Origin of the sequence: Legionella fallonii LLAP-10, from assembly GCF_000953135.1 — a bacterium.
Lineage (GTDB): Bacteria > Pseudomonadota > Gammaproteobacteria > Legionellales > Legionellaceae > Legionella > Legionella fallonii.
In genome coordinates, this window is sequence record NZ_LN614827.1 from 1563382 (window position 1) to 1587341 (window position 23960).

A 23960-nucleotide genomic window follows, 5' to 3' on the forward strand; every position below is an offset into this window, starting at 1 on the left:
GGGGAATACTGTGTCTGAGGCTAAGAAAAAATGGTCAATCGCTGAAGTAAGTGCAATTTATCAACAATCTTTTAATGATTTACTTCATCAAGCCCACCTATCTCATAGAAACCATCACGAGCCAAACTCATTGCAATTCGCGACTTTACTCAGCATTAAAACGGGCGCCTGTCCTGAGGATTGTGGTTATTGCTCCCAAAGCGGACACTTCAAGACCCATGTAGAAAAAGAAAAACTGATGTCTGTTGCTGACGTGTTACAAAGTGCTCAGGAAGCAAAAAATGGCGGAGCAAAGCGATTTTGCATGGGGGCTGCCTGGAGATGTGTACCAGATAAAGCGATGCCTGAATTAAAGGAAATGATCGAAGGGGTTAAAGCATTAGGCCTAGAAACCTGTATGACTTTGGGGATGCTCAATAAAGAACAAGCTGAGGGTTTGAAAGAAGCTGGCTTGGATTTCTACAATCATAATATAGACACCTCCCCTTCCTATTACGACAAAGTGGTGACTACACGTAAGTTTAGTGATCGTCTTGATACATTAAATACGGTGCGAGAAGCAGGAATTAATGTCTGTTGTGGTGGCATTTTAGGTTTAGGAGAAACACGAGAAGATCGTATCGAATTTTTATTGACGCTTGCCAATATGGACACTCCCCCAGAAAGTGTTCCTATTAATCGATTGATTCCTGTTGAGGGTACTCGTCTTGCTAATTCAACGCAGGTGGAAGGGATCGAGTTAGTCAGAACAATCGCTACAGCACGAATTCTTATGCCTAAAAGCTTTATTAGGCTTACAGCGGGTCGTACTGAAATGAGTGATGAGTTACAGGCTTTATGCTTTTATGCTGGGGCAAATTCTGTGTTTATTGGTGATAAATTATTGACAGAAGAAAATCCTCAACGGCAAAAAGATAAAGTGCTTTTTAGCAAGTTAGGCTTGACCGAGATGGTATAAATGACCGTGCTTGAGAAAATCCGAGAATATACTGGGCAGCTAAGGCAACAAGGTCTGTTGAGGGTAAGGCAGTTATCAGAACCTACGAACTCGACATTGATTCATTTTGATAGCAATGATTATTTGTCGTTAACGCAGGATAACGACATTGCAGAGGCGTATCGGCAGGGATACAGCACTTATCCTAGCGGTAGTGGTGCCTCTATGTTGTTGAGCGGCTATCACCCCAATCATCAAGCCGTTGAGCGAGCCTTTGCTGAACTATTAGAGGTTGATGAGTGCATTTTATTTTCCTCAGGTTACGCAGCGAATTTGGCAATTACTGCATTATTAGGTTCTATTAAAGCTCATTGTGTCGTTGATAAAAGTATTCATGCTTCTGTTTATGATGGATTAGCTTTATCTCAGGTATCCTATACTCGATATCAACATAATGATATGTTGGATCTCGCACAAAAACTAAACCCAGTTGCTTCCGGAGCAGTCGTACTCACGGAAGGAATTTTTAGTATGAGTGGGCAGACAGCGCCCTTAGCTGCTATTGCTGCATTATGTCATAGCAATAAAACGACGCTATTGGTTGATGAGGCACATTCCTTTGGTATTCTCGGATCAAAGGGCAGAGGAGCGGTTTATTCTCATGGTTTAACACAACATGACGTCCCCTTAAGAGTTATCCCTTTAGGTAAAGCATTTGCTGCTCAAGGGGCGATTGTCGCGGGGCAACAAGAGTGGATACAGGCCTTATTACAGGCGGGGCGTTCTGTAATTTATTCTACAGCAGTCAGTCCTGCGCTAAGTTATGGGCTATTAAAAACTTTGGACGTGATAGTTAATGCGGATAATCGAAGAGAAAAATTAAATCACTTAGTAGTTTTATTCAGAGAAAAAACCACAAGCTCTCCTTTGCAATGGGCTGATTCTGTTACTCCTATTCAGCAGTTGCAATTAGGATGTCCTCATTTAGCCCTTCATTATGCACAAGAGCTTAAAAAGGCAAGATTTAGTTGTTTTGCTATTAGGACGCCTACAGTCAATATAAAAGCAACAGGGTTGAGGGTTATTCTTAACTATAATCATCAAGAAGAGCAAATCCATCATTTTTTTAAAACATTGCATACTATTTATGAACGTACACATTAAACGTTATGGCCAGGGGATGCCTTTAGTCTTTTTTCATGGATGGGGATTTGATCACCAAATTTGGTTGTCATTAATTCCAGAGCTACAAAACCACTATGAGCTTGTTTTAGTCGATTTACCTGGCTTTGGGCGTACTGACATGATGGATTGGCCGACTTTTAAAAGATTTTTATTAGAGTTCCTGCCTAGAGAGTTTGCAATAGCCGGTTGGTCTATGGGAGGACTTTATGCTACGAGGCTGGCGATAGAAGAACCAAAGCGAGTGCTCTATTTATTGAATATTAATTCGTCCCCACGTTTTGTTGCGGAGGAGAGTTGGCCGGGAGTTACTAAAGAGGTTTTTTCTCATTTTTATAAAAATCTTTCTCTAGACATCAGTAAAACGCTAAATGAGTTTATTGCTTTGCAAGTCAATAAAAGTAATATCCAATTTTCCTTGGGTGCTCCCCCATCTCGGGATGGATTAGAGTCTGGCCTAAGTATTTTGGATGAATGGGATTTGCGTGAAGAGATAAGAGACTTGCTACAACCAACCTGTTATATGTTTGGGCGATTGGATCCGATTACGCCTGTAAAAACGATGCATAAGATGCAGCTGGATTATCCCGACTTTAAGTATGTTCTTTTTAATAAAGCAGCTCATATGCCGTTCTTATCGCATTCGGAACTATTCATTAAAGAAATTTTAGAGTTTATTAAATGAAACGATACTTTATTACAGGTACTGACACTGATTGTGGCAAAACCTATGTAACATCTCAATTAGTTAATTTTTTTGCTAATACTGCTGCAATTAAACCCGTGGCAAGCGGCTGCTCTTTTATTGATGGGCAATTAGTTAGTGCTGATGCGCAACAATTACAACAAAATAGCCGATTGTCTCTTGATGTAATTAATCCATGGCGATTTAAATCGCCGGTATCTCCTCATATAGCCGCTAAAGAGGATGGGGTAGAGCTATCTATTAGTGAAATAGCCGATCATTGCTTGAACTTACAGATAACAGGGATTGATAATTTACTTATAGAAGGGGCTGGTGGTTTGATGGTGCCTTTAAATGATAAGGAAACCTGGATTGATTTTTTAACACAAACCGAAATACCCGTTATTTTGGTGGTGGGAATGAAGTTAGGTTGCATTAATCATGCGTTGCTGACTGAAACTGCTTTGAAGGTTAATAAAATTAATTGTGCCGGATGGATCGCAAATTGTTTCAATTCTGAGATGTTAGCCCTGGCAGAAAATATTGAAACTTTAAAAAGAATGCTTCATGTTCCTTTACTGGGTATTACGCCGTATTCTGGCAAGCTTGCAGCAGGGCGGGAACTTTTGCATATTATGCAAAATTAAAAATTGGGGAAAAAAACTAGCTATTCTTTCACATATATAATGCAACATCTGTTGTTCATTTTATGCTAGTTAGCTATAATTAAATGTTCAATTAATGTTATTTGAAGTTTATGGAGTTATTTTCGATGCCAATTTATGAATATGAATGTACAAGTTGTCATCATCATTTTGATTTAATTCAAAAGGTCACGGCTGAACCGGTAAAACAATGCCCAGTATGTTTTAATAATTCGGTAGTTAAATTAGTTTCTGCAGCTGGTTTTCAACTTAAAGGGACTGGTTGGTATGCCACAGATTTTAAAAATAAAGGCACGTCCTCTACAAATACGTCTAATAAAAAAGAGGGAGCTAGTTCTGATTCAGGTACTACGGCATCTACGGAAGCGACTCCGGCAGCAAGTACTGAAAAGAAAACGACTAAAGGTGATGCTGAGTGAAATTCAAGCCCGTACGAAGTTACCTACTTGCTGGCCTTGTAGTATGGTTACCTATACTGATAACCATGGTAGTGCTTCGTTTTATTATCGATTTGCTTGATAACACGCTTGCCTTAATACCTAAGGCCTATCAACCTGAGCAGTTAATAGGAATACATATTCCTGGTTTAGGGGTCATATTATCTTTGGTTTTGTTGGTTAGTACGGGTATTTTTGCCACCAATTTTTTTGGTCAACGACTTGTTAACTGGGGGGAGTATGTCTTGTCACGAATCCCCCTGGTTCGCTCTATATATTATTCAGTGAAACAAGTGATTCATACGGTTCTATCGACCAATAGTGAGGCATTTCGTAAAGTATTATTAATTGAGTATCCTCGCAAGGGGCTTTGGACCATTGGTTTTCAGACCGGCGGCGCAAATACTGAAATTAATAAACATACTCATAATGAAATGATTTCTATGTTTATACCAACAACGCCTAATCCTACATCTGGATTTCTTCTCATGGTTCCTAAACAAGAGGCCATTGAGTTAAATATGAGTATTGATGAGGCATTGAAGTTTATTATCTCTTTAGGTGTCATGCAGTCTAACAACGCTAGCATGCCATTAGTAACTACAAAATAAAAATTAATAGGTGGTCTTATGCGTACACACTACTGTTCAGCAGTGAATGAATCGAGTTTAAACAAGGAAATTACTGTATGTGGTTGGGTACATAATAGACGCGATCATGGTGGTGTGGTTTTTTTAGATATTCGAGATAAATCTGGGCTATTACAAGTTGTTTATGAGCCAGAAAATAAAGATACATTCGCTATTGCTGAAAAACTACGCTCTGAATTTGTGGTTCGTGTTACAGGAATTGTGCGCGGAAGACCCGAGGGTATGGTGAATGAGAAAATGGCTACGGGCCGTGTAGAAGTGGTTGGCACAAAGCTTGAAATTCTCAATCAGTCTCCAACTCCTCCATTTTTACCCGACGATCACCAAGTAGTGAACGAAGATTTACGCTATAAATATCGTTACATCGATCTTCGTCGTACCGTAATGCAAAATAAACTAACATTAAGGCATAAACTTACTAGTTGTATTCGTAATTACCTGAACCAACAAGATTTCCTGGACATAGAAACGCCTATGTTGACCAAAGCCACTCCTGAAGGAGCGCGAGACTATTTAGTGCCTTCTCGTGTGCATCCCGGGCAGTTCTATGCATTACCACAATCGCCACAATTATTTAAACAGATGTTGATGGTATCTGGCTTTGATAAATATTACCAAATTGTACGTTGTTTCCGAGATGAAGATTTACGCGCTGACAGACAGCCTGAATTCACTCAGCTTGATATTGAAATGGCCTTTATTGATGAAGAAGATATTCTGAGACTTATAGAGGGTTTGTTACACGTGGTGTTCAAGCAGATTCTTAATGTCGATTTGCCTGAAAAATTACCACGCATGTCTTATGCAGAGGCAATGAGACGATACGGTAGTGATAAACCTGATTTACGTAACCCTTTAGAGCTAGTGGATGTTGCTGATCTGGTAAGTGAGTGTGATTTCAAAGTATTTTCTGGTGCAGCAAATGATGTTGCTGGGCGAGTCGTTGCCTTAAAATTACCTAATGGCTGTGATCTTAGTAGAAAAGATCTCGATGGTTATGGGCAATTTGTTGGTATTTATGGAGCAAAAGGTCTCGCTTATATCAAGGTCAATGATCGTGCCGCTGGTCTATCAGGATTGCAATCGCCTATTTTAAAATTCTTATCTGAAGATGCTATTGAAGCTATTTTGAATCGTGTTGATGCTCAATCAGGCGATGTCATTTTCTTTGGGGCGGACAAAGAGTATATCGTTAATGAGTCAATGGGAGCCTTAAGAATTAAACTGGGGCATGACAGAAAACTACTCAATGAAGGATGGCAGTTATTATGGGTTGTTGATTGGCCGATGTTTGAGATGGATCATCAAAGTGAGAAATTGCAACCGATGCATCATCCATTTACCTCGCCACGAAACTTATCTTCTGATGCACTACGCTCCAAGCCTACTGAATCATTAGCCAAGGCTTATGATATAGTGATCAATGGTTATGAGATTGGTGGGGGCTCTATTCGTATTCATCAATCAGAATTACAACAAACAGTGTTTGACTTAATAGGTATTAATGAGGAAGAAGCCCAAGAAAAATTTGGATTCCTTCTTGATGCATTACAATATGGTGCGCCTCCTCATGGTGGAATTGCTTTAGGTATAGACAGATTGGCAATGCTTCTTACTGATTCAAGCTCGATACGAGATGTTATTGCTTTTCCAAAAACGCAGACGGCCTCCTGTCTCTTAACTAATGCGCCGTCACCAACTGGCACAGCACAACTTAATGAACTGGGAATTAGACTTGCACCAAATATTACGACAAAATAAGCCCATTGATAACGCCACTAATTTTAAAAATTGGTGGCGTTTCTCTTTATTTTTTTTCTTGTTGCTTTCTTTGTTGAGCAGCTTTGCTGATGCAACACCTAGTAAAGAAAGTAAAGCAACGCTTATCGAATATCTGGCTCAAGAAAAAACACATTTAACAATCGCTATAAACAATTCTGCTCAGAATATCCAGCCCAAAAACGAGGCACAGTATAACTCGAAAATGCAGCAGATTTCGTCAATGTTAACCATGACAAATGCCAAAATTCAGAGTTTAGAAGGATTCTTAGATAATCAAAATAAGCAACAACTCGCCCTGAATCAACGGTTAAAATACTTGCAGCAGTTGCCTCTTGCTAGTGCTGAAATCAGTATTCAGGAACGGGTGGCCAAAGTTGAAACGTTGCTTACTATAAATAAAAAAACAATTGAATTAATTAATGAAAATTTAACCTTGGCAAGAGAGCTTGAAGTTGCTTTAAAGGATGAAATAAAAGAGTTGGAGCTTTGGGAAAAGAATTATCAATTGGAACAAAAGCTGGATCAGATAAAACTAACTAAAGCTAAATTAAATCAAGAACTAAACCAACTGTATCAGAGTAATATCAATAATAATGATAAAAAACACCATGTAACCAATAACTCTAATTTTCAACTGAGCAATGAAGTTAATCTATTGATCAATAACCAGCATATTGCTTTGATCCATCAAAACATTAATGCGCTGAATTTGCAGAAAATGATTATCAAAGCTAAGATTTTGTTGCTAAAAAATACAGACACGAAGACCTTGCAACTCGCCTTGGACTCCTACAGAGAGAGCCTTAAACAGTACGCGAATATTGAAAAATCGCTACAGCAGATGACGAGTACCCTTAATAATGAAGCCAAGTTGGCGGTTGATACCAACTTAAAGAAATCTATTAATGCCTTGCAAAAAATATTAAACAGTCAACTGAGTGATATTACAGAACAAAAGCAAACGGTATTGTTTCAATTAGACGACGCACAAAATCAATTAAAAAAGCTAGTCTCCTCTCGGCAGACGCTTGCTGAATATAATATGGAGAATTTGCCAGTTATTGTTAATAAATTGATCGAAATTCCTAATTTATTTTACAAATATGTTAAAACCTTGGCGTTAAAAGTTTATGACAGTTATACCTGGCTGGATACTCTTCCGGCGGCTATTTTATGGGTGATTCTCTCTTTGTCTGTGGTTGTTTTCTTCACACTTAATCGCTTTTTAAAATCGTTAAGCAATGATAAAGAACGTTCTAGATTAACAGGTTACCTTTATGATGGAACTTTGACCCTGCTGCAGAGAAATATACCTTATCTCTGTTTATTTACTATGCTGTGGGCTAGTTTATATTTTACCAATATTTCTTTTGCTAATTATCAATTGTTATTTAATTTAATCTCAGTATGGTTTACTTTCAGAATATTAATTTTAATTGCACGCCTTGGTTTACTTGAGCGAATTTCCGATTCTTCGGGTAAAGATGTTAAATTATATTATCGCTTAAAATGGTTGTTTCTTTTGGGAGGATGGACTACTGCCTTAATGGTATTTAGTCATTTATTTCCTTTGCCTTTATTGATACAAGATATTTTTAACCGATTATTCATGTTGTTTATCTTGGCTGTTTCTTTAGTAGCCTGGAAGAGTAAAGACGTTATTCCTTATTTATTAAGACCCTTTTTAAAATATAAAAAGCGGTATTTTAAAAATGCAATTTCTTTGCTAGTTATTCTGGTTCCTATTACTTTATTTACAACAGCGATTATCGGCTTATTGGGGTTTGTCAATTTAGCCTGGACTATGTGTCGTTATCAGGCCTATCTATTATTAGTATTGGTAGGTTACATCTTAACTAGAGGCTTAGTGTTTGATGCTCTGGAGTTGTTCTCCGAATGGATGATTTCATCACTGCGTAATGGTTGGTTATGGATAGAAGTGTTTTTAAAACCCATAGATAAAATATTGCGTATTATTTTGTTTTTATTAAGCATTTTAGTTCTATTTCAACTGTATGGATGGCATTCTGATTCTCTTGTGATGACTAGCCTGGGAAAACTGGCCCAATATACCATTGTGAATTTGCCCGGTCTTCACGTTACAGTAATGAGTACCATAGAGTTTTTCATTGTTCTTGCTAGTTTTGTTTGGGCATCAAAATGGACTCGTGAATTTTGTTATCGCTGGTTATTTAAAAATGCTAAAGATGCTGGAATTCGTAATAGTTTGTCCGTTTTCACTCAATATACCATTATTATGTTAGGTGCTTTTATTACCTTACATGTCCTTGGGCTTGATTTTAGTGGCATGTCCATGATCTTAGGCGGTTTAGCCGTCGGTATGGGCTTTGGCTTAAGGGATTTTGCCAGCAATATAATCGGTGGAATCATGCTTCTTATTGAAAGGCCTGTGAGAGAAGGGGATCTAATTACTATTGGCGAGCATGAGGGACGAGTAGCTCATATAGGTATTCGTACTATGAGGGTTTCTTCTTGGGATAATATGGAAGTGTTAATACCGAATGCCGAAACCTTTAATAAGCCATTTACTAATTGGACTCATCAAGACAGTATTGTGAGAACGGTCGTGCCAATCAAAGTCAGTCGTGCGGATGATCCTGTAATGATTCAACAGTTGATCTTGGATGTTCTTGCTATCATTCCTGAAATAGAGCCCGATCCCCCGGCTCAAGTTTTTCTGAAAAAAATTGATGAAGCATTAATTGAATTTGAGGCTCGTTATTTCATTAATGTTCAGATTCATACCCGCTTTGAGATAAGATCAAAAGTGCTATTTGCTATCACCGCTCAGTTTAAAGCAGCAGGAGTTAGGCCTCCTATAGAGCCTATTTCTATTGAGATTAAAGAAGGACATAGTGATTTACCAGTTAAAAAACATGTCTCCACCAACGACTGAAGAAGAACTCATAGAGCGATGTAACATGCTCGAGGGACTTAGCTTTGGTCAATTGGCTATGGAGCTAGGATTGATTATTCCTGAACATTCAAACCAAAGGAAGGGTTGGGTAGGGCAAGCGCTTGAATTGGCTTTAGGTGCTAATGCTAATAATAAAGCAGTACCCGATTTTCAACATCTAGGAATAGAATTAAAAACCCTTCCTATAGCTAAATCAGGCAAACCGACAGAGTCGACTTTTATTACTTCAATTCCTTTGCTTACTATTCATCAGGAAGAGTGGAAATCGTCGCAATGTTATGCCAAATTAAAGCGTATTTTATGGATTCCAACTGAAGGAAATACCGATATTCCTTATCTTCATAGGAGAATAGGCCGCGGTTTTTTATGGTCACCTGAACCCCATGAAGAGCAGGTTCTTGCGGAGGACTGGAATTATTTGACATTGCAAATCAGCGTTGGCCAACTCGCGACTATAGATGCTAAAGCCGGAGTATATTTACAAGTCAGGCCTAAAGGGGCTAATGGTAAATCTTTGTGCTATGGCTATGATGAGGAGGGAAATAAAATAAAGACCCTACCGAGAGGTTTTTATTTACGTAGCTGTTTTACAGAAACAATAATAAGGAAACAAATTTAAAACCTGATAACTATGGGACAGTACCTTCTTCCATTGAGGAAGGGGTTAAGGTTGATTGGCTTTTACTATGTCTTTTTCGTGGGGTAGCGACCCCATCCGTGTCAGAATTTACGGTTTGAGATCTAAATTTGCTCTAAAACCGTAAATTCTCCCACATCCTCTATTTCCGATTGATCAATAGCAGTATTGGTAAAATAAGTACCCATTGTAATCAAATGCTTATGTGGTAAAAGTGATATAAGAGTTAGTGTCTTATCACTTATAACTTCTCCGTTGTTTTTAAGTTGGGTAATAATTTCTGTCATTTTCATCGTATTCCAATACAATACAGCATTCGATACGAGGCTTAAGCAGCTTGCTTTATTCATGATTTCTTCGTAGTCACCAACTTGAAATTTTCCTTGGTTTGCAAAAAAATACAGCGTGCTAATTGATGGCGATGTTCTCCCTTGTTTATTTGGCGTTGAACTTTATCTCGAATGTCCCTGTCAGTGATGTATTGTAAAATATACTCTGTTTTAAGGGCTCCAATGTAATGAACTATCCCACCCACTGAGTTGGCATTTAATAGTAACCAGCTTAGTATTCAAATTGACTGTTTGAAACTGGATGGGAGGTTCATAATGAATGTTAACGTATTAGGTATAGATATAGCTAAAAATATTTTTCAACTTCATGGTGCTGATAAAAAAGGTAAAAAAATATTAAAAAAACGCATTGAACGAACTCAATTAACGGAATACGTTGCTAATTTGTCCCAATGCACGATAGTCATGGAATCGTGTGGTGGCTCAAATTACTGGGCGCGAGTTTTTCAGAGTCAGGGTCATATCGTTAAGTTAATTAGCCCTCAATTTGTTAAGCCCTTTGTTAAAACAAATAAAAATGATGCCAATGATGCTGAAGCTATGGTTGAAGCATCGAGTCGTCCTGCAATGCATTATGTTCCGGTGAAACAAGTGGAGCAACAGGATATTCAATCGATACACCGAGTACGAAGTCGATTAGTCAAGAACAGAACAGCCTTAATAAATGAAATCAGGAGATTAAATTTAGAATATGGTATTGCGATGCCTCAAGGAGCAGCAAAGGTAAAAAATATTCTATTGTATGTTATTGATAATGAAGGAAATGAGTTAACCGCGTCATCTCGTGAGTTAATGCGAGGGCTCTATGACGAATTGATTGCTATAGAGGCACGGATTAAGAGAATGGACCAGAAAATAAAATACATCTGCAAAAAAAATGACTCATGTCGCCGCCTTCTCAATATCCCTGGGATCGGTGAACTCACAGCCAATAAAAATGCACGCATTATATGGTCACTGTTAAAAACAGGAAATGAATTTGATTGTAATCAAAAAATGGGAGCAGCTTAATACCCAATATTAAGTGCTTAATTTAACATAAAATATAATTCTTAGTTTGCTTTGGTTAATTTTTGATGATGGTTAATAGGTAAAACCAACTCTTTTAAAACCTGTTTTGCAACACGGCTCTTGAAGCCTTGGCTCCAATTAGGAAATAGAGTGCGGATTTACATCAGGGCGCAAGCTTGGCTTGAACGCCGAATATACGACTGCAACTATTTATCTATACCTTCTAAAAAAATTAGCTTGCAATAAGGGATGGTTCATATACGTATGCAATACATTAAAAAAGATCTTGGTAGATTATAAAACCGTAAATTTTGACACGAATGGGGTCACTACCCTATATGGCAGATATAGCAAAATCAGGGAAAGGAAGGAACAATCCTACAAGCCAAAGGCCTTTCTAATCAGTAAGGCCATACTTCTCTCCTTGAAATAAAAACCTGGGATCCATTACTTAAGATATTTACTCCATTTTATACTACATCTTTTACAAAGAATGAGCGATATTTAACAAAATTAACAAATATAAGCCTTTGCTGTATAATCGTTGAGAATTTGTAAATAAATCATAAAGATTTCATGCCAACAATAGTTAAACTCGTTATCAATCCTTTAAAAATTCATAAGTTTAATCCAGAACATTACAATGCCCTATATTCCTTTTTAAGCGAAGGTGGTGCTGAAGGCATTTGGAGTGGTTATAAAGACTATGAATATACTTATGGCTCTATCCAATATCAATTTAGCTTTACTCAGTCCCTGCTAAAACGTAAAAGAAAGCAAGGACAAGAAGGCGCTCGATTTGAGGTCTATGACACAAATCAATCACCTATAGGGAAAGGTGGTTATGGCGTGGTCTATCCAATTACTGGAACCATTAAATTTACTTCGGGAGCAGCGCAAGTAAAACCAGGTGGGTGTAAGGTAGTAAAAATTCAAGATCACAGCCAAAAAAATAAAGTGATTGAGGTGAAGCAGGAATATAAAGGATTACTATTATCTGGACACTTACATCCTAAGCCACCAATTTTTATAGCAGGGTCTAATGGAGCGAAGAGCTATTTGATAATGGATCAAGCCGAAGGGGTTTCTTTAGAGAAAATACTGCACCCTAAAAAACGAGGCGAAATTTTCGAACATATTTCGCAATTTACTGTTGCAAAGCGCATTGAGTTAACTCTTGCCCTCTTAAATGCTATAAAAAAGCAAGTAGAGGAAAAAAAACTTGTACATAGAGATATAAAGCCATCAAATCTAATCGTTGATCTCAATCAATCACCACCCAAAGTTACTGTTATAGATTTTGGTTTTAATTTGAAGCAAGGACTGCAGGATTACCGTAAGGTTGGCACGAGAGCATATCGACCTCCTGAGTCTTTTGTGCTTTTTCCAAGGTATTCAATAAAATCTGACGTGTACTCGGTAGGGCGTGTTTTAAGTTATTTATGGGGTGATTATTATCTTAATTATTATATCCCCAAAGATAAGGATTTAGATTATATAAAGAATAAATCAACTAACAATGATTTGTTCAATACTCCTACAATTAAATTTGTCCTAACAATGGATGATCAGAATAAGATTAGAAATCATCTCAATCAGATGATAAGTATTGATTCCAATTTGCGGCCGACCTTAGACGAATCAATTAGGCTCTTTTCTCAAATGAACTTTCAATATTACGAAAAGTTAGACCAATTAAATAGGTCGTTTTTTGATCAGGAACGATTAAAGCAACCTCTGGACCGCATAAGAAAACAATTGATTAAACTAAAAGAAAAAGAAATTGATTTAAGAACTCGTGGGTATTCAAATGCAGCAGACAGAATGCATCATTTAGTAAGGGAGCTGCAAATAAATGCCGAGCTCATTGCTAATGAAAATGATTTAGTTCTATTAAAAGGTTATAAGAACGCCTGCCTGGCTGAAATCGATGCAGCTAAACCTGTATTACAAAGTCATAGGGGGATCTGGTGGTTAATAGCAGAAATTGTAACAGCAATTAGCCTTTTAGGTGTTGGTTATCTCATTGCTGTAGGGATAAATTATGCCTGTACCAACAAAATTGGTTTATTTTCTCAGACTAAATCAGAACAATTAGTTGATGAAGTTAAAGAGTCCTTATTGAATTTGGTACCTTCTCCAATATAAGAAATGATGTAATTAGTGGAAGGGAAATGTATCTCTGGGACTAGAGAATCTTCATCAGAAGGTTATCTAGAAGAACTATTTGGGGTTAAATTACAGAAACGGGGTAAATGCGAACTTCCCCTAGGTTAAACACATCTATTATGTTATGGTTTCCAAAAACGGACGCTTATTATCTGTTGCACAAGCAGGAATGCGTGTCTTAATAGAAATAATTGCTGTACGAATCATTGAGGAGTAGGGCTAAAGAGGGCTTTACTGATGTTAAGCAACAAAGCCTTGGCACGACATAATGGATTACTGAAACAAGAACAGAAATCAGATTTTTACGGATCAGAAACAGGTGAATAGGTGATTAAATTGCTAAATACCAATTTAGGCTGTTCACTACTTCGAGTAGCACCTTGTAAAATTATGAATGTTTAGGAGGAGTGATAATATCAATATCGTTGAAATTATTTTTGATTTGAGTAGTTGCATTAAAAATAGTAGGTTTTTTTGTATACTCGGCGTCGACACTTTGCAATGTTGAAGCTAACGTTTCTAAATTAGTATTTGCAGAGCCTATAATGGTTGTTAATACTTCTTTCGCATTTTCTTGGAATGCAAGGCACATTGTTATGCCATCTTTATAACGAGGTGGAACTTGTCTATACAAATCAGATGCGGTAGGAATAGTTTTGTTGAAATTCGTATCAAATATTTCCATCCCTGCATATATCTGCTCATTTATACCGGCAACTCTTAAAACTTGATTGAGAGTAGTTAAAATTATCAAGGGATCTTTCTCTTCTAAAGCACTACAAATTTCATCCGTCCACAAAGACGAGCCTTTACGAACGAAATAACGAATATTAAGCTGACATTCTTTAGGTAAGTTCTGAGGTTTATTAACAAAGTCTAAGTAGTTGGGATTGCTTCTTGAAATTTGTTCGTTGCCATTATAACGAAATGTACTGTTACGGCATATGGCAAAGCAAAGATCTGGGGAGGATGGTAGCGACAAATCGCTCATGTTAAATCCATGGTCCGTTCCTTCCTCCATAACCAATTTTTCCAGTGTCTTATATTTTGCTGTACCGGGTTTGTTTTGCGAGCTGTTATTAGAGCGTACTGTACTTTTATCTTTCTTTATTTCAAAAAACATAAAAATCTCTGGCATGTTTCTATAGATTAATTATAGATTAATTAACAAAAAGAAATCAAATTGAAATTAAATTGTTCCTATCAGAACGTTTTTTCCTTCAATAAAAATAAAAGTCTGGTTTTGTATTATAAAATTAATCGCGGATTATTAGCCGCAGAAGTCATGATACTGGATGATAGTATGAAAGCAATTGCCCAAGGGGGGCTCTATGTTGCTGCAGTAATGGACTTATTTTCTCGTCGTATTGTAGGACTTGCAATGAGTGAGCGTATGACCGCTGAACTAGTAATAAGTTCATTAAAACAAGCAATTCCTCATAGACGTCCAGAGCAGGGTCTTATGCATCATTCTGATAAAGGATGCTGGTACACCAGCAAAAATTTTCAAGAACTACTTAAGGAAAATAATATTATTGTAAGTATGAGTGGGACAGGTAACTGCTATGATAATGCAGCCATGGAAAGCTTTTTTCACACTGCATTTTGAATATTATAGGACTAGAGAACAGGCTATTTCTCGATTTGATCTATTTTTAATTCAACACAAAAAGAATCTAACGTTAGATGAGTCGAGAAATAGCCTCGTTTCTTAAAACATAGAGGGTGATCTGAATATAAAGCAGTAGATCATCTAGTGAAGTAAAAAAATCCAAGTCAAGACTGTTTTTTTATAATTTTTTTGTTATTATAGCAATCCGCCCAAATATATCCCTCACATTTTTTGTTGTGGATATCATTTTATCTTTCGCCCAGCTCGTTTTTTGATTTTAAACTTCTTTTTTATAAAACCCCTTGTCCTATATGGATAGTTACAATTTACTTGACATTAAATAAACACTTACTTATCCCCATTTTCTGTGGATAACTCTGTGAGTACACAGGGGTTAATCTATAGAATCCAGTACTTAGATGGATGAATTTTCTTTTAAACAAGTGCGGTAAAAAATGAACTAACGAAGTTTTTAGGTTTAGTGAAGTAATTTTTGGAGAGAGACTCATCCTTTGTTAGGGGAAGATGAGTCTTCTGTCGCACAGATTTAGAGTAATCATCCACATCCTTGTGGCGGGCATCGTCCATGACACCTAGGAAAAACTCCTTTTAAGACATCCATTGTCTTTACTCTGAAATCAGTATAGCAAAGAATAAAAAAACTCATTAGGGACTTTGTTCTTAATCGGTGTAAGAAATGTCTTATAATGATAGAAGAAAGAGCAGAGTACTGATATTAGAGCAGAATCTGAATATCGATTTCATATTCCCCATAATCGATACCTTGGCGAGTAATGATATTAATAATTAAATTTTCCAAGGCCTCTTCACTTAGTAACGTGTGATCAATTTTAATCATGTTGTGCCTTAGGGATGACATTATTCTTGGTTTGTAGTCTATGCCATTTTTTTATCTCAAGTGTCATCCTTTGCGATTCAGTTTTTAATTCAGACAGTACTTAATTAAATTTTTTTAGTTGTTTTCTAGAAGCAAGCTTAGAAATAACCACAGAAGTTGTCGCAATTATCAGGGTGTAATAACTCGTTGGCATAACTTCAAATTCAAGCATAAGAACTCTCTAATTAACGCATCATTTATTATTCAATAATTCAGTTCTAAAAAAGTAGCGATTGCGAGCAGTAATTTCGTTTTGAAGAGGCGCGTTACTTTTTTTTATCCCTCCCATGGATTTCAGGAGCAACCAGGTGACAACCATTCAGTTTGCGCTATATTTTCAATCAATTGTTCTCGCTGAGTAGGTGCAAAAAAGCATCGCTTATTTAAAGCATATTGAATTCCCAAAGCAATTAAGCCTATTCCTGTTAAAGCAATAGCAATATTGACGACAATGATTTTCCATTGCTCGCGATGAATCGCCATTTCGTCATCTTTGGCATGTAATTTATGCATAAAGGATTCTTTAAAAAGGCTTAGGTTTTCTTTTTGCTCTTCAAGAGGGCGCTCAAAAAATGCTTTTAAATCTTTTTTAAGTTCCAATCCCAGCAAAAGAGCGGTTTTGCCTTTCTCAACATCTTGGCTGATGAGATAAACGCCATGAGCAATCATTTGGTCAAGACGATGGGTCAGTAAATGAAGCGCAGGAGGGCCAGTCCATAAAAAAGAACGCGACGTTTCTTCATTCAATTCCCCGGACTTTTCCATGGCATAGAGTGGCGGCCAAATATTGAGCACCATATTTTTTTGTGACACAACGCGGAGCGTTTCATCATTTAATAAGCCAACCTCGTATAAGTATTCAATGGCTGAGCCTACTGACTTGGCTTTTTTCCCAGCCAGGAGCACTATTTCAAAATATTTTTGATTGAGAATGCCTACTAGTTGCAAACGGCCTACTCCATTATGAATCGCGCAGGCGTGTTGGTGTTGCTGCATCAGTCGCTCGAAATTGCCCTGAGTGAGTAAACTAACTTCCCATAACCTATCTAATATCATGGACAAGGAGAACAAATCGCTTTCGGAGTCAATTAAAGTTAATTGCTTAAAATTGGCAGGGGTCAAACAGTGGGCGTCGCGCAAGGCAAAAATTCCTTCCGCGCTGTTAATTGTCTTTTGTTGGTTAATGTGTTGAATTAAAACGTCTTTTCCGCCAATGAGGCGTTCAATTTCCAGCATTTCATCAGAGTGATTAAACCCCATGGCTAAATCGTACAAGCGTTTGCGTTTATCACATCCCAAAATAACGGGAACAACCGTACAAATTTTAGTTAAATGCGAATCAATAAGGCGAAGTTGCGTTTTAACTTCGTCAGAGGGATTACGACGATAAATGGCATGTAGTCGTTCTTGTCTCCGGCATAGGCGGTAATCTACATAATTGATCATTTCCCAAAATGTATCGTAGGCCTCCTGAATGCGCAGGAACTCTTCTTCTTTTCCTGGCACTCTATCCGGATGTGTCGCCAAAACCAGACGACGGTACGCTTTTTTAATCTCTTCTTCGTTTGCATCCTGGGTCAGCCCCAGTTGTGCGTAATAATCGGCCATACAGCCCCTCCGTCAATAAACCACTTACATTAGGTATCCAGAAACATTTGAGGTCAGCGTGGTCATTTCCATCCCCTCATAGTGCTCATCGTCTCTAGGCACCAACGATGTTTTCGTCATGAAGCTGATTCGTTTCGCTAAAGAATCAATGTCATTGCTTTTATCAATGAGATTGAGTTCACTGAGTACATCGCTGATGTTAGTGATTAAGCCTTCATCAATAAAGACGAAGCCATGTTTCCTATAAAATCGTGAGGCTCTCAAGTTATCCGGTGATACATCTAGAAATACCTGTTTGAATCCTCTGTTGTTAGCATCAGACTTACTAAACATCCTGCAACACCCAATTCACGTGACTCTGGTTCAACCCACATCGCGATCAAATTGTACCGATCTGTTTGATCCACACCAGCACCAATCATTCCTATTGCTTTATCATCCTTAAAGGCCAGCCAAAATTTTGGTTGGGTGTCGGACGATGCGTGTTGTTTCCACTGTTCGTCATTATTAGTGATCGCTGCTTGGTAACTAACACCAAATGCCGTCTGGGTATCAAGAAGTGCAGCAAGTCGAGTTTCTTTTAAGATTAGCCAGTCTCGTTCTTCAGTTGTTCGAATTTCCATAGTCGCTTTAGATAAAATGGGCAATTACCGATCATCACATGCAAATAGGGGTATGACAATCATCCCTTGTAAATGCTTAAGAGCTCTTTATCTGTACTTTTCTAGAAATGAATTATATGTTTTTTTGACCGAAAATTTTGTTGATTAAATATTGAGTTTCATTTAGATAAATATGTTTAACCATAAGAAAACATGGGTCTCAGTTCGCATTTGCCCCGTTTCTGTAATTTAACCCTATTTTCATCGATTTGATCAGGATGGATATTTGATTTGCGGTTTTAAAATTACTAAGATGATTACTATTATCCCTTCTAAGTTGTGTAATTTATTATCAAGGAGCATTTTATGAAGTTTTCAACTTTGTTGAAAATGATGCGTTATTGGCCTCCTTTTTTAGGTGCTGGAATTAGTGTGAAAAACTTCAGTTCCGATTATATGTTTCTTGAGGTGCAAATGAAATTGCGCTTTTGGAATAAAAATTACGTGGGAACTCATTTCGGCGGCTCTTTATATTCCATGACTGATCCTTTTTATATGTTGATGATAATGCAAATTCTCGGTAAAAATTATATCGTTTGGGATAAATCATCAAGCATTAGATATAAAGTTCCAGCAAAAGGAACTGTTTTTGCAAAATTTACTATTGCTCAAGAACAAATTGACAAAATACGTACTGAGTTAGAACAAGTTAAGAAGGTTGAACCGGAGTTTACCGTGGAAATAATTGATCGCGAGGGGATTGTTGTCGCGGAAGTTAAAAAAATCCTTCATATCAGTAAAAAAAGTAGATAGATCGAGTCCACTTAATTGATGGAAGTGATGGATTAAAAGTTCTTTACTATACTTATAGTAGGCGTAATCAATGATGAATGGATAATTCATACTAAGGAGTGTAGATTATGTTAAGCTGGGCATTAGTCTTTTTTATTATTGCAATAATTGCAGCTGCATTTGGATTTGGTGGTATAGCCGTAGCCGCGGCCGGCATCGCCAAAATTTTATTCTTTTTATTTTTAGTCATGTTTGTAATATTCCTAGTCATGGGGTTAGTTGGACGTAGAGGCCCTCCACCTCCTTTAGTTTAACCTTTGGGTACATGTATCTGATACATGTACCCAATATATAGAAGCTCTAAATCGTATTAATATTCATATATTAATCCCATGACTTGATGCAAAGAGTGAGAAGAACTTATATTATTTTGTATGGATAAATGATTATAGGGAGCATATATGACCTCAGCTGAGCATGCGGTACAACCAGCCCATCGTAGCGGTACATTTAATATTGGTGGTGATTTAAACGTCTATAGATTAGGTTTTGGGGCAATGCGTCTTACCGGTAAAGGAGTTTGGGGTGAGCCAACTGATCGTAAAGAGGCTATCGCTGTTCTTCATCGTGCTCTGGAACTAGGTGTAACAATGATTGATACAGCAGATTCTTATGGTCCTGCAGTTTCAGAGCAATTAATCGCTGAAGCCTTGTATCCTTATCCAAAAAATCTTGTTATAGCAACTAAAGGAGGGTTTGAGAGGCCCGGGCCTGAGCAATGGATAGTTAATGGCAACCCAGGGTATTTACGCTCTGCTTGTGAAACGAGTCTTCGTCGTCTTAAGTTAGAGCAAATCGATCTATACCAATTACATCGTATTGATCCCCGAGTTCCCATAGCCGATCAAATTGGTGTACTCATTGATCTACATAAAGAAGGAAAGATACGTCACATTGGTTTATCAGAGGTCAGCGTTATGGAAATTGAAGAGGTACGACGAATGACTGCTATAGCTTCAGTTCAAAACAAGTATAATCTATTCGAAAGAAATTCTGAGCGTGTATTGGAATATTGTACGCGCGAAAATATTGCTTTTATTCCCTGGTATCCGTTAGCCGCAGGTAATATTACTGAATCAATGTCTATTTTCAAGCGTATATCGGATAAGTTTCATGCACGGCCTGCACAAATAGCTTTAGCATGGCTACTAAAAAAATCCCCTGTTGTATTGCCTATTCCAGGAACATCAAGTGTAAAACATCTTGAAGAAAATGTCGCTGCGGCTCTTATAGAGCTTGATGAGCAGACAATGAAAGAACTTGAGCAATTCGGAGCATAATGAAACATAATTATAGCTTGGTTACAAGAAACCTGGTTGGACGCTGCTATTAAAAAAGAGAAGCGTTGAACGGTACTCCAAAGAAAAAATCAGCAATAGGATTGCCTGGATATGGTGTGCCACTACGTTGGCTAAGGTGCTCATAAACATCTTGGGCAAAATTTTCGCCATTGGCCATAGTGATGGTTATTGCTTCAAAAATACAAAGCATATTAATTTGCAGTTGCATCGTTATAGATGCCTGTTGTAGTTCTTCGTCGCTGATGAGATCACTTTCTTGTACCAATGCGTCTATAGGTGGAGAGGGCCTGAGCAAGAGCAAAAAGATGTTTTAAATCAGACGATTGCGCAATATAAATGCTCAATGTAACAGTAAATAATACTTTAAACTGAATACTGAACCATAATTAAGAAATAATTGCTCTTATTTTTTTTAAGTAATTTAATATAGAATCTTTACATGCTATAAATAGAATGAGTTGATTTTAATGAAAATTACTTAGGGATAATGCATGAATGCAAATAGGTTAGTTATAGGAGCTTTCAGTTCTCTTTTATGTAGTAGTGCATTTTCTGGTGCAATGGGACCATCCGTCATAGCAAGTGATTGGACACAAGTTATGACATTAAGCATGGGACCTATTTGGAGTGATAAGGGCGATACTCAAACCTTTTTCCTTGCTCCCGAAATTGAAAAAACATACACGGCAGATAACAGTACAAGCTCTCTATTTAATGGCGAATTTTTCTATGGTTGGCAGCGCCGAATAAATGCTAAATTTCAAGGGCAAATTGGTCTAGCAGTGGCTGCTACTACTAATACTGCAATTTCTGGCGAGATTTGGGATGATGCCGATCCTGAATTTAATAATTATATTTATTCTTATAAAATTAATCATACTCATGTAGCGTTGAAAGGAAAGCTGCTTGCCGATGTAGGCTATATAGTATCGCCTTATATTAGCGGAAGTATCGGAGTTGGATTTAATCGTGCCCATGATTTTACTAATACCCCAATTATTTTTGAAGCAATCACTAATCCCAACTTTGCCTCTCGTACACAAACTGCATTTAGTTATACTATAGGCGTTGGTGTACAAAAAGCACTCAATGAACGTTGGCAAGTAGGTGTAGGTTATGAGTTGGCGGATTGGGGACAAAGCCAGTTAGGTCTCGCCATGGGACAAACATTAGGTAATGGCCTATCTCAATCCCACACGTACACAAATGGCGTATTATTTAGTATAAGTTGTGTTGGATGAGGAGAGGCCTCATCCTTGAAATATAATTCCTCATGCATAGAAGGTACTAGCTTGCTTGGATTCAGGGAAGGATATTGCCATCATTTCAGGCTCATTAAGAGCTTGATGTGCTTTTGTAGCCGCATCTGTAATATCTTCAGCAACTATGTCTGCGTCAGCAGTAATATAGTTTATCACTGATACCATAGCGTTACTGTGTGACCACAGCTTATCGCACTGGCGTTTATAGGAGGTGCATTTTTCTATATTACCTGGCGTTATTTCCGAAATGTAACATGGCCTTTATACCATTAGAATATAGGGCTATTTTGTCGTGTTTGCGTGACGTTTAGCATATCGATTAATTCAGCTGGAGCATTATACTTGTTGAGTAGCACTAGAAGCATTTCTTTCTCGCTTTCATTATAATCTTGGATTATTTTTTGGAATGCCTCAACGTACCAAATCGTTTCCTCTTTATTCTTTCGGTTACAATTTTCTTTGAATGACTTAGGATACTGATTGAGTAAAATCTCCGCCTTATCTAGTGATTTAATACTAAGACAATATAAAACATTATCGAAATCATCTACAGTGATATAATCAAAGGAACGCGTAAAGTTTTTACGGTGTTTTTTGTGTAAAAAAGATACCAGACTTTTAAAATCCTCAGTTGAGAGTGTTGCAATCGCTTTATGGATAAAAGTCATATCGTGTCTATCATGGGTGAGTATATTAGCTCCATGGTCTATCAAATGAGTTAGTATCTTTAAATAAAGTGCTTTTTTACTAGCACTTGTTTGCTCAGCATAGCCTGCTAATGCAAAAAATAACGGACAGTTTCCTGTACTGTGTTGTTGACGATTGACATTCGCTTTATGTTTCATGAGCGTTTGTACATTAGCTAATTGCCCTTTATAGCAAGCGAGCATTAATGGAGTAAATGTATCCGCTTTATCAAAATCAAGAATGTCATGTTGTGAATTTGTTCTAAGAAAGAGAAGATCGACTGGACAGGTTATTTTTTTCGGCAGAGGCTTATTTGCAAAAACCAGTTTGCCTATAGATGCTGCATAGAGACACTCATCTTTTTCAAGTTTCAATAACTCTATTGGGGAGTCTATTGGTAATAAACTATAATGTTGCCCATTATTACAGTGTAACTCTTGTGCGGAGTGACAACCATCTTCTGGATTTAAAAAACAATAACTCTCAGATATTTCAGGTTTGTATTCATTATAATTGACAAGAATTTGCTCGTCTTTTTTAATGGCTCTGTTTGTAATTATAGTTACTACTGTTTTTTCATTTACAATATCTAACTGATAAAAGGCATTTTCTTGGCTATCAGAAAAATTAGCATAACGAGTAAAATTTCCCTTAACAGCCGCATCTACAACCTTTTTACCCACATTCATTGCATAGTTATTATTTTTATCAGGATGTTCACTAAGGTAGGTGTCAAATTCTTCTTTGGATGCAAAACGCTCTCCAGTATAGACTCCAATACAGGTGTTAGCAGGAATATCTTGTTTAGCAAATAAGCCTCGTCCGCCAAAATTTTTTAGTAAATCTACTTTACCTACATAAACCAGATTGGGCTTATCTAAATCAGTGGGGATATAATCCTCTGGTGTCATATTATCAATGCCCAGTTCTTCCATTAGTTTCATTTTTTCTTCATATTCAGGACAGTCTTTGACCTTCTCTTTTCCTTTCTGCTTGGATGAAAAAAATGAATGTTTTGTTGTAGCAGAGGCGTTGTCTGTACTTTTAGTGGCTATTTTTGGTTGCTCATCTTCTTTTTCTCCGGCAGCATCAAGAGATTTTTCATCTGTTAATGGCGATAAAAGGTCCGTCTCCTCATCGTCACTTATCTCTATAACCTCAGAGAAAATTTTTTGAAAAGGATAGCCTCCAAAAGCAGAATTATATTTGTCTCCACACCAATATCCTTCACCTTGTTCCATTGATTCTGCTAGGTGTTCTGGTTTCTGGAATGTATCAGTTGATGATGCAGGTAGGGGAGTCCAGTATATAGGGGGTTGTATTAATTCGTCTGGGGTAGCGAATAGGTTGGCTATTTCACTTGGGGTAAATGGAAATACTTGGCTTGGCGCTGATGGGATGCTAGAGATAGGCTCTTCTATTTTACTGCGTTTTGTAGGTGGTTGTTGCTTAAAATGCTGTTGCCCTAAAATTGGATGCTGAGGGAGGGGCTCTTTGAAAGGTGGTGCTGTTGAAGTTTTATTTTGTTGTTGCTGCTCCTCTACAATCCTATCGAAATCGCTTACCATTATAGAAAAAGAGTCTTCCCATTTGTGGTTAAGGTAGTTAAATTTTTGTAATGTACTCGGTTCATCATCGGACCAAATTACTCTCATTTTTTCTGCTTTTCTTTTCACGGACAAATTGTATCAATTA

General features: G+C 37.4%; 24 protein-coding genes and 1 pseudogene. 16 read left to right on the plus strand and 9 right to left on the minus strand.

Annotated elements, in window-relative coordinates:
- Positions 1 to 10: 10 nt before the first annotated feature.
- The 9 genes from bioB (at position 11) to mutH (ending at position 9895) form a co-directional block, all read left to right on the plus strand.
- A complete protein-coding gene (gene bioB, locus LFA_RS06370) occupies positions 11 to 958 on the plus strand; it encodes a biotin synthase BioB (protein ID WP_045095445.1) in 948 nt (315 codons plus the stop codon).
- Positions 959 to 2101: an aminotransferase class I/II-fold pyridoxal phosphate-dependent enzyme gene (locus LFA_RS06375; protein ID WP_045095446.1), complete on the plus strand. Its 1143-nt coding sequence runs from the start codon at positions 959 to 961 to the stop codon at positions 2099 to 2101. It begins immediately after the preceding gene.
- Complete coding sequence (locus LFA_RS06380) at positions 2085 to 2804, plus strand: alpha/beta fold hydrolase (protein WP_045095447.1); 720 nt, start codon at positions 2085 to 2087, stop codon at positions 2802 to 2804. Before LFA_RS06375 ends, LFA_RS06380 begins: the two co-directional genes overlap by 17 nt.
- Positions 2801 to 3451 (plus strand): dethiobiotin synthase, encoded by a 651-nt coding sequence (bioD, locus tag LFA_RS06385; RefSeq protein ID WP_045095448.1) that lies wholly within the window; start codon positions 2801 to 2803, stop codon positions 3449 to 3451. The genes LFA_RS06380 and bioD overlap by 4 nt, the downstream gene beginning before the upstream one ends.
- 125 nt (positions 3452 to 3576) lie before the next feature.
- Complete coding sequence (locus LFA_RS06390) at positions 3577 to 3888, plus strand: FmdB family zinc ribbon protein (protein ID WP_045095449.1); 312 nt, start codon at positions 3577 to 3579, stop codon at positions 3886 to 3888.
- 65 nt (positions 3889 to 3953) lie between these two features.
- On the plus strand, positions 3954 to 4517 hold the full coding sequence (locus tag LFA_RS06395) for a DUF502 domain-containing protein (protein ID WP_407927635.1): 564 nt from the start codon (positions 3954 to 3956) through the stop codon (positions 4515 to 4517).
- Between the two features lie 18 nt (positions 4518 to 4535).
- Positions 4536 to 6317: an aspartate--tRNA ligase gene (gene aspS / locus LFA_RS06400; protein WP_045095451.1), complete on the plus strand. Its 1782-nt coding sequence runs from the start codon at positions 4536 to 4538 to the stop codon at positions 6315 to 6317.
- Positions 6292 to 9255 carry a mechanosensitive ion channel domain-containing protein gene (locus tag LFA_RS06405; protein ID WP_045097456.1) on the plus strand — a complete coding sequence of 988 codons (2964 nt, stop codon included), beginning with the start codon at positions 6292 to 6294 and terminating at the stop codon, positions 9253 to 9255. Before aspS ends, LFA_RS06405 begins: the two co-directional genes overlap by 26 nt.
- Positions 9215 to 9895 carry a DNA mismatch repair endonuclease MutH gene (gene mutH / locus LFA_RS06410; protein ID WP_045095452.1) on the plus strand — a complete coding sequence of 227 codons (681 nt, stop codon included), beginning with the start codon at positions 9215 to 9217 and terminating at the stop codon, positions 9893 to 9895. Before LFA_RS06405 ends, mutH begins: the two co-directional genes overlap by 41 nt.
- Positions 9896 to 10017: 122 nt before the next feature.
- Here mutH and LFA_RS19785 read toward each other — a convergent pair.
- Positions 10018 to 10448: pseudogene (locus tag LFA_RS19785) on the minus strand (Tn3 family transposase).
- 70 nt (positions 10449 to 10518) lie between these two features.
- Here LFA_RS19785 and LFA_RS06420 point away from each other — a divergent pair.
- Both LFA_RS06420 and legK1 read left to right on the plus strand, forming a co-directional pair.
- Complete coding sequence (locus tag LFA_RS06420) at positions 10519 to 11274, plus strand: IS110 family RNA-guided transposase (RefSeq protein WP_052673875.1); 756 nt, start codon at positions 10519 to 10521, stop codon at positions 11272 to 11274.
- Positions 11275 to 11850: 576 nt separating this feature from the next.
- Positions 11851 to 13422: a Dot/Icm T4SS effector kinase LegK1 gene (gene legK1 / locus LFA_RS06425; RefSeq protein ID WP_045095453.1), complete on the plus strand. Its 1572-nt coding sequence runs from the start codon at positions 11851 to 11853 to the stop codon at positions 13420 to 13422.
- Between the two features lie 409 nt (positions 13423 to 13831).
- Here legK1 and LFA_RS06430 read toward each other — a convergent pair whose 3' ends face one another.
- Complete coding sequence (locus LFA_RS06430) at positions 13832 to 14566, minus strand: hypothetical protein (RefSeq protein WP_045095454.1); 735 nt, start codon at positions 14564 to 14566, stop codon at positions 13832 to 13834.
- 60 nt (positions 14567 to 14626) lie between these two features.
- Here LFA_RS06430 and LFA_RS06435 point away from each other — a divergent pair, with 60 nt between their 5' ends.
- Positions 14627 to 15052 carry a DDE-type integrase/transposase/recombinase gene (locus tag LFA_RS06435; protein WP_052673876.1) on the plus strand — a complete coding sequence of 142 codons (426 nt, stop codon included), beginning with the start codon at positions 14627 to 14629 and terminating at the stop codon, positions 15050 to 15052.
- 739 nt (positions 15053 to 15791) lie between these two features.
- On the opposite strand, the gene LFA_RS19395 is transcribed toward LFA_RS06435, so the two are convergent.
- The 4 genes from LFA_RS19395 to LFA_RS20145 form a co-directional block, all read right to left on the minus strand.
- A complete protein-coding gene (locus LFA_RS19395; protein ID WP_157010297.1) occupies positions 15792 to 15914 on the minus strand; it encodes a YheU family protein in 123 nt (40 codons plus the stop codon).
- Positions 15915 to 16247: 333 nt separating this feature from the next.
- Positions 16248 to 17561 carry a J domain-containing protein gene (locus tag LFA_RS06445; protein ID WP_045095455.1) on the minus strand — a complete coding sequence of 438 codons (1314 nt, stop codon included), beginning with the start codon at positions 17559 to 17561 and terminating at the stop codon, positions 16248 to 16250.
- A 24-nt stretch (positions 17562 to 17585) separates the two neighbouring features.
- The gene (locus tag LFA_RS20140; protein WP_197541202.1) at positions 17586 to 17894 is read right to left on the minus strand and encodes a GNAT family N-acetyltransferase; all 309 of its coding nucleotides are present in this window, start codon (positions 17892 to 17894) and stop codon (positions 17586 to 17588) included.
- The gene (locus tag LFA_RS20145; protein WP_197541203.1) at positions 17843 to 18208 is read right to left on the minus strand and encodes a GNAT family N-acetyltransferase; all 366 of its coding nucleotides are present in this window, start codon (positions 18206 to 18208) and stop codon (positions 17843 to 17845) included. The genes LFA_RS20140 and LFA_RS20145 overlap by 52 nt, the downstream gene beginning before the upstream one ends.
- Before the next feature lie 321 nt (positions 18209 to 18529).
- On the opposite strand from LFA_RS20145, the gene LFA_RS06455 reads away from it, so the two are divergent.
- The 3 genes from LFA_RS06455 (at position 18530) to LFA_RS06465 (ending at position 20295) form a co-directional block, all read left to right on the plus strand.
- The gene (locus LFA_RS06455; protein WP_045095456.1) at positions 18530 to 18976 is read left to right on the plus strand and encodes a YiiD C-terminal domain-containing protein; all 447 of its coding nucleotides are present in this window, start codon (positions 18530 to 18532) and stop codon (positions 18974 to 18976) included.
- 107 nt (positions 18977 to 19083) lie between these two features.
- Positions 19084 to 19269: a DUF1328 family protein gene (locus tag LFA_RS06460; RefSeq protein WP_045095457.1), complete on the plus strand. Its 186-nt coding sequence runs from the start codon at positions 19084 to 19086 to the stop codon at positions 19267 to 19269.
- Between the two features lie 147 nt (positions 19270 to 19416).
- Positions 19417 to 20295: an aldo/keto reductase gene (locus LFA_RS06465; protein ID WP_045095458.1), complete on the plus strand. Its 879-nt coding sequence runs from the start codon at positions 19417 to 19419 to the stop codon at positions 20293 to 20295.
- 49 nt (positions 20296 to 20344) lie between these two features.
- Here LFA_RS06465 and LFA_RS06470 read toward each other — a convergent pair whose 3' ends face one another.
- Entirely contained in the window at positions 20345 to 20611 is a 267-nt protein-coding gene (locus tag LFA_RS06470; RefSeq protein WP_157010298.1) for a hypothetical protein, read from the minus strand.
- 196 nt (positions 20612 to 20807) lie between these two features.
- Here LFA_RS06470 and LFA_RS06475 point away from each other — a divergent pair, with 196 nt between their 5' ends.
- Positions 20808 to 21557 (plus strand): outer membrane protein, encoded by a 750-nt coding sequence (locus LFA_RS06475; RefSeq protein ID WP_045095460.1) that lies wholly within the window; start codon positions 20808 to 20810, stop codon positions 21555 to 21557.
- A 30-nt stretch (positions 21558 to 21587) separates the two neighbouring features.
- On the opposite strand, the gene LFA_RS19790 is transcribed toward LFA_RS06475, so the two are convergent.
- Both LFA_RS19790 and ankI read right to left on the minus strand, forming a co-directional pair.
- On the minus strand, positions 21588 to 21734 hold the full coding sequence (locus LFA_RS19790) for a hypothetical protein (RefSeq protein ID WP_157010299.1): 147 nt from the start codon (positions 21732 to 21734) through the stop codon (positions 21588 to 21590).
- A gap of 113 nt (positions 21735 to 21847) precedes the next feature.
- Positions 21848 to 23920 (minus strand): Dot/Icm T4SS effector AnkI/LegAS4, encoded by a 2073-nt coding sequence (ankI, locus tag LFA_RS06480; protein ID WP_052673878.1) that lies wholly within the window; start codon positions 23918 to 23920, stop codon positions 21848 to 21850.
- Between the last annotated feature and the right edge of the window lie 40 nt (positions 23921 to 23960).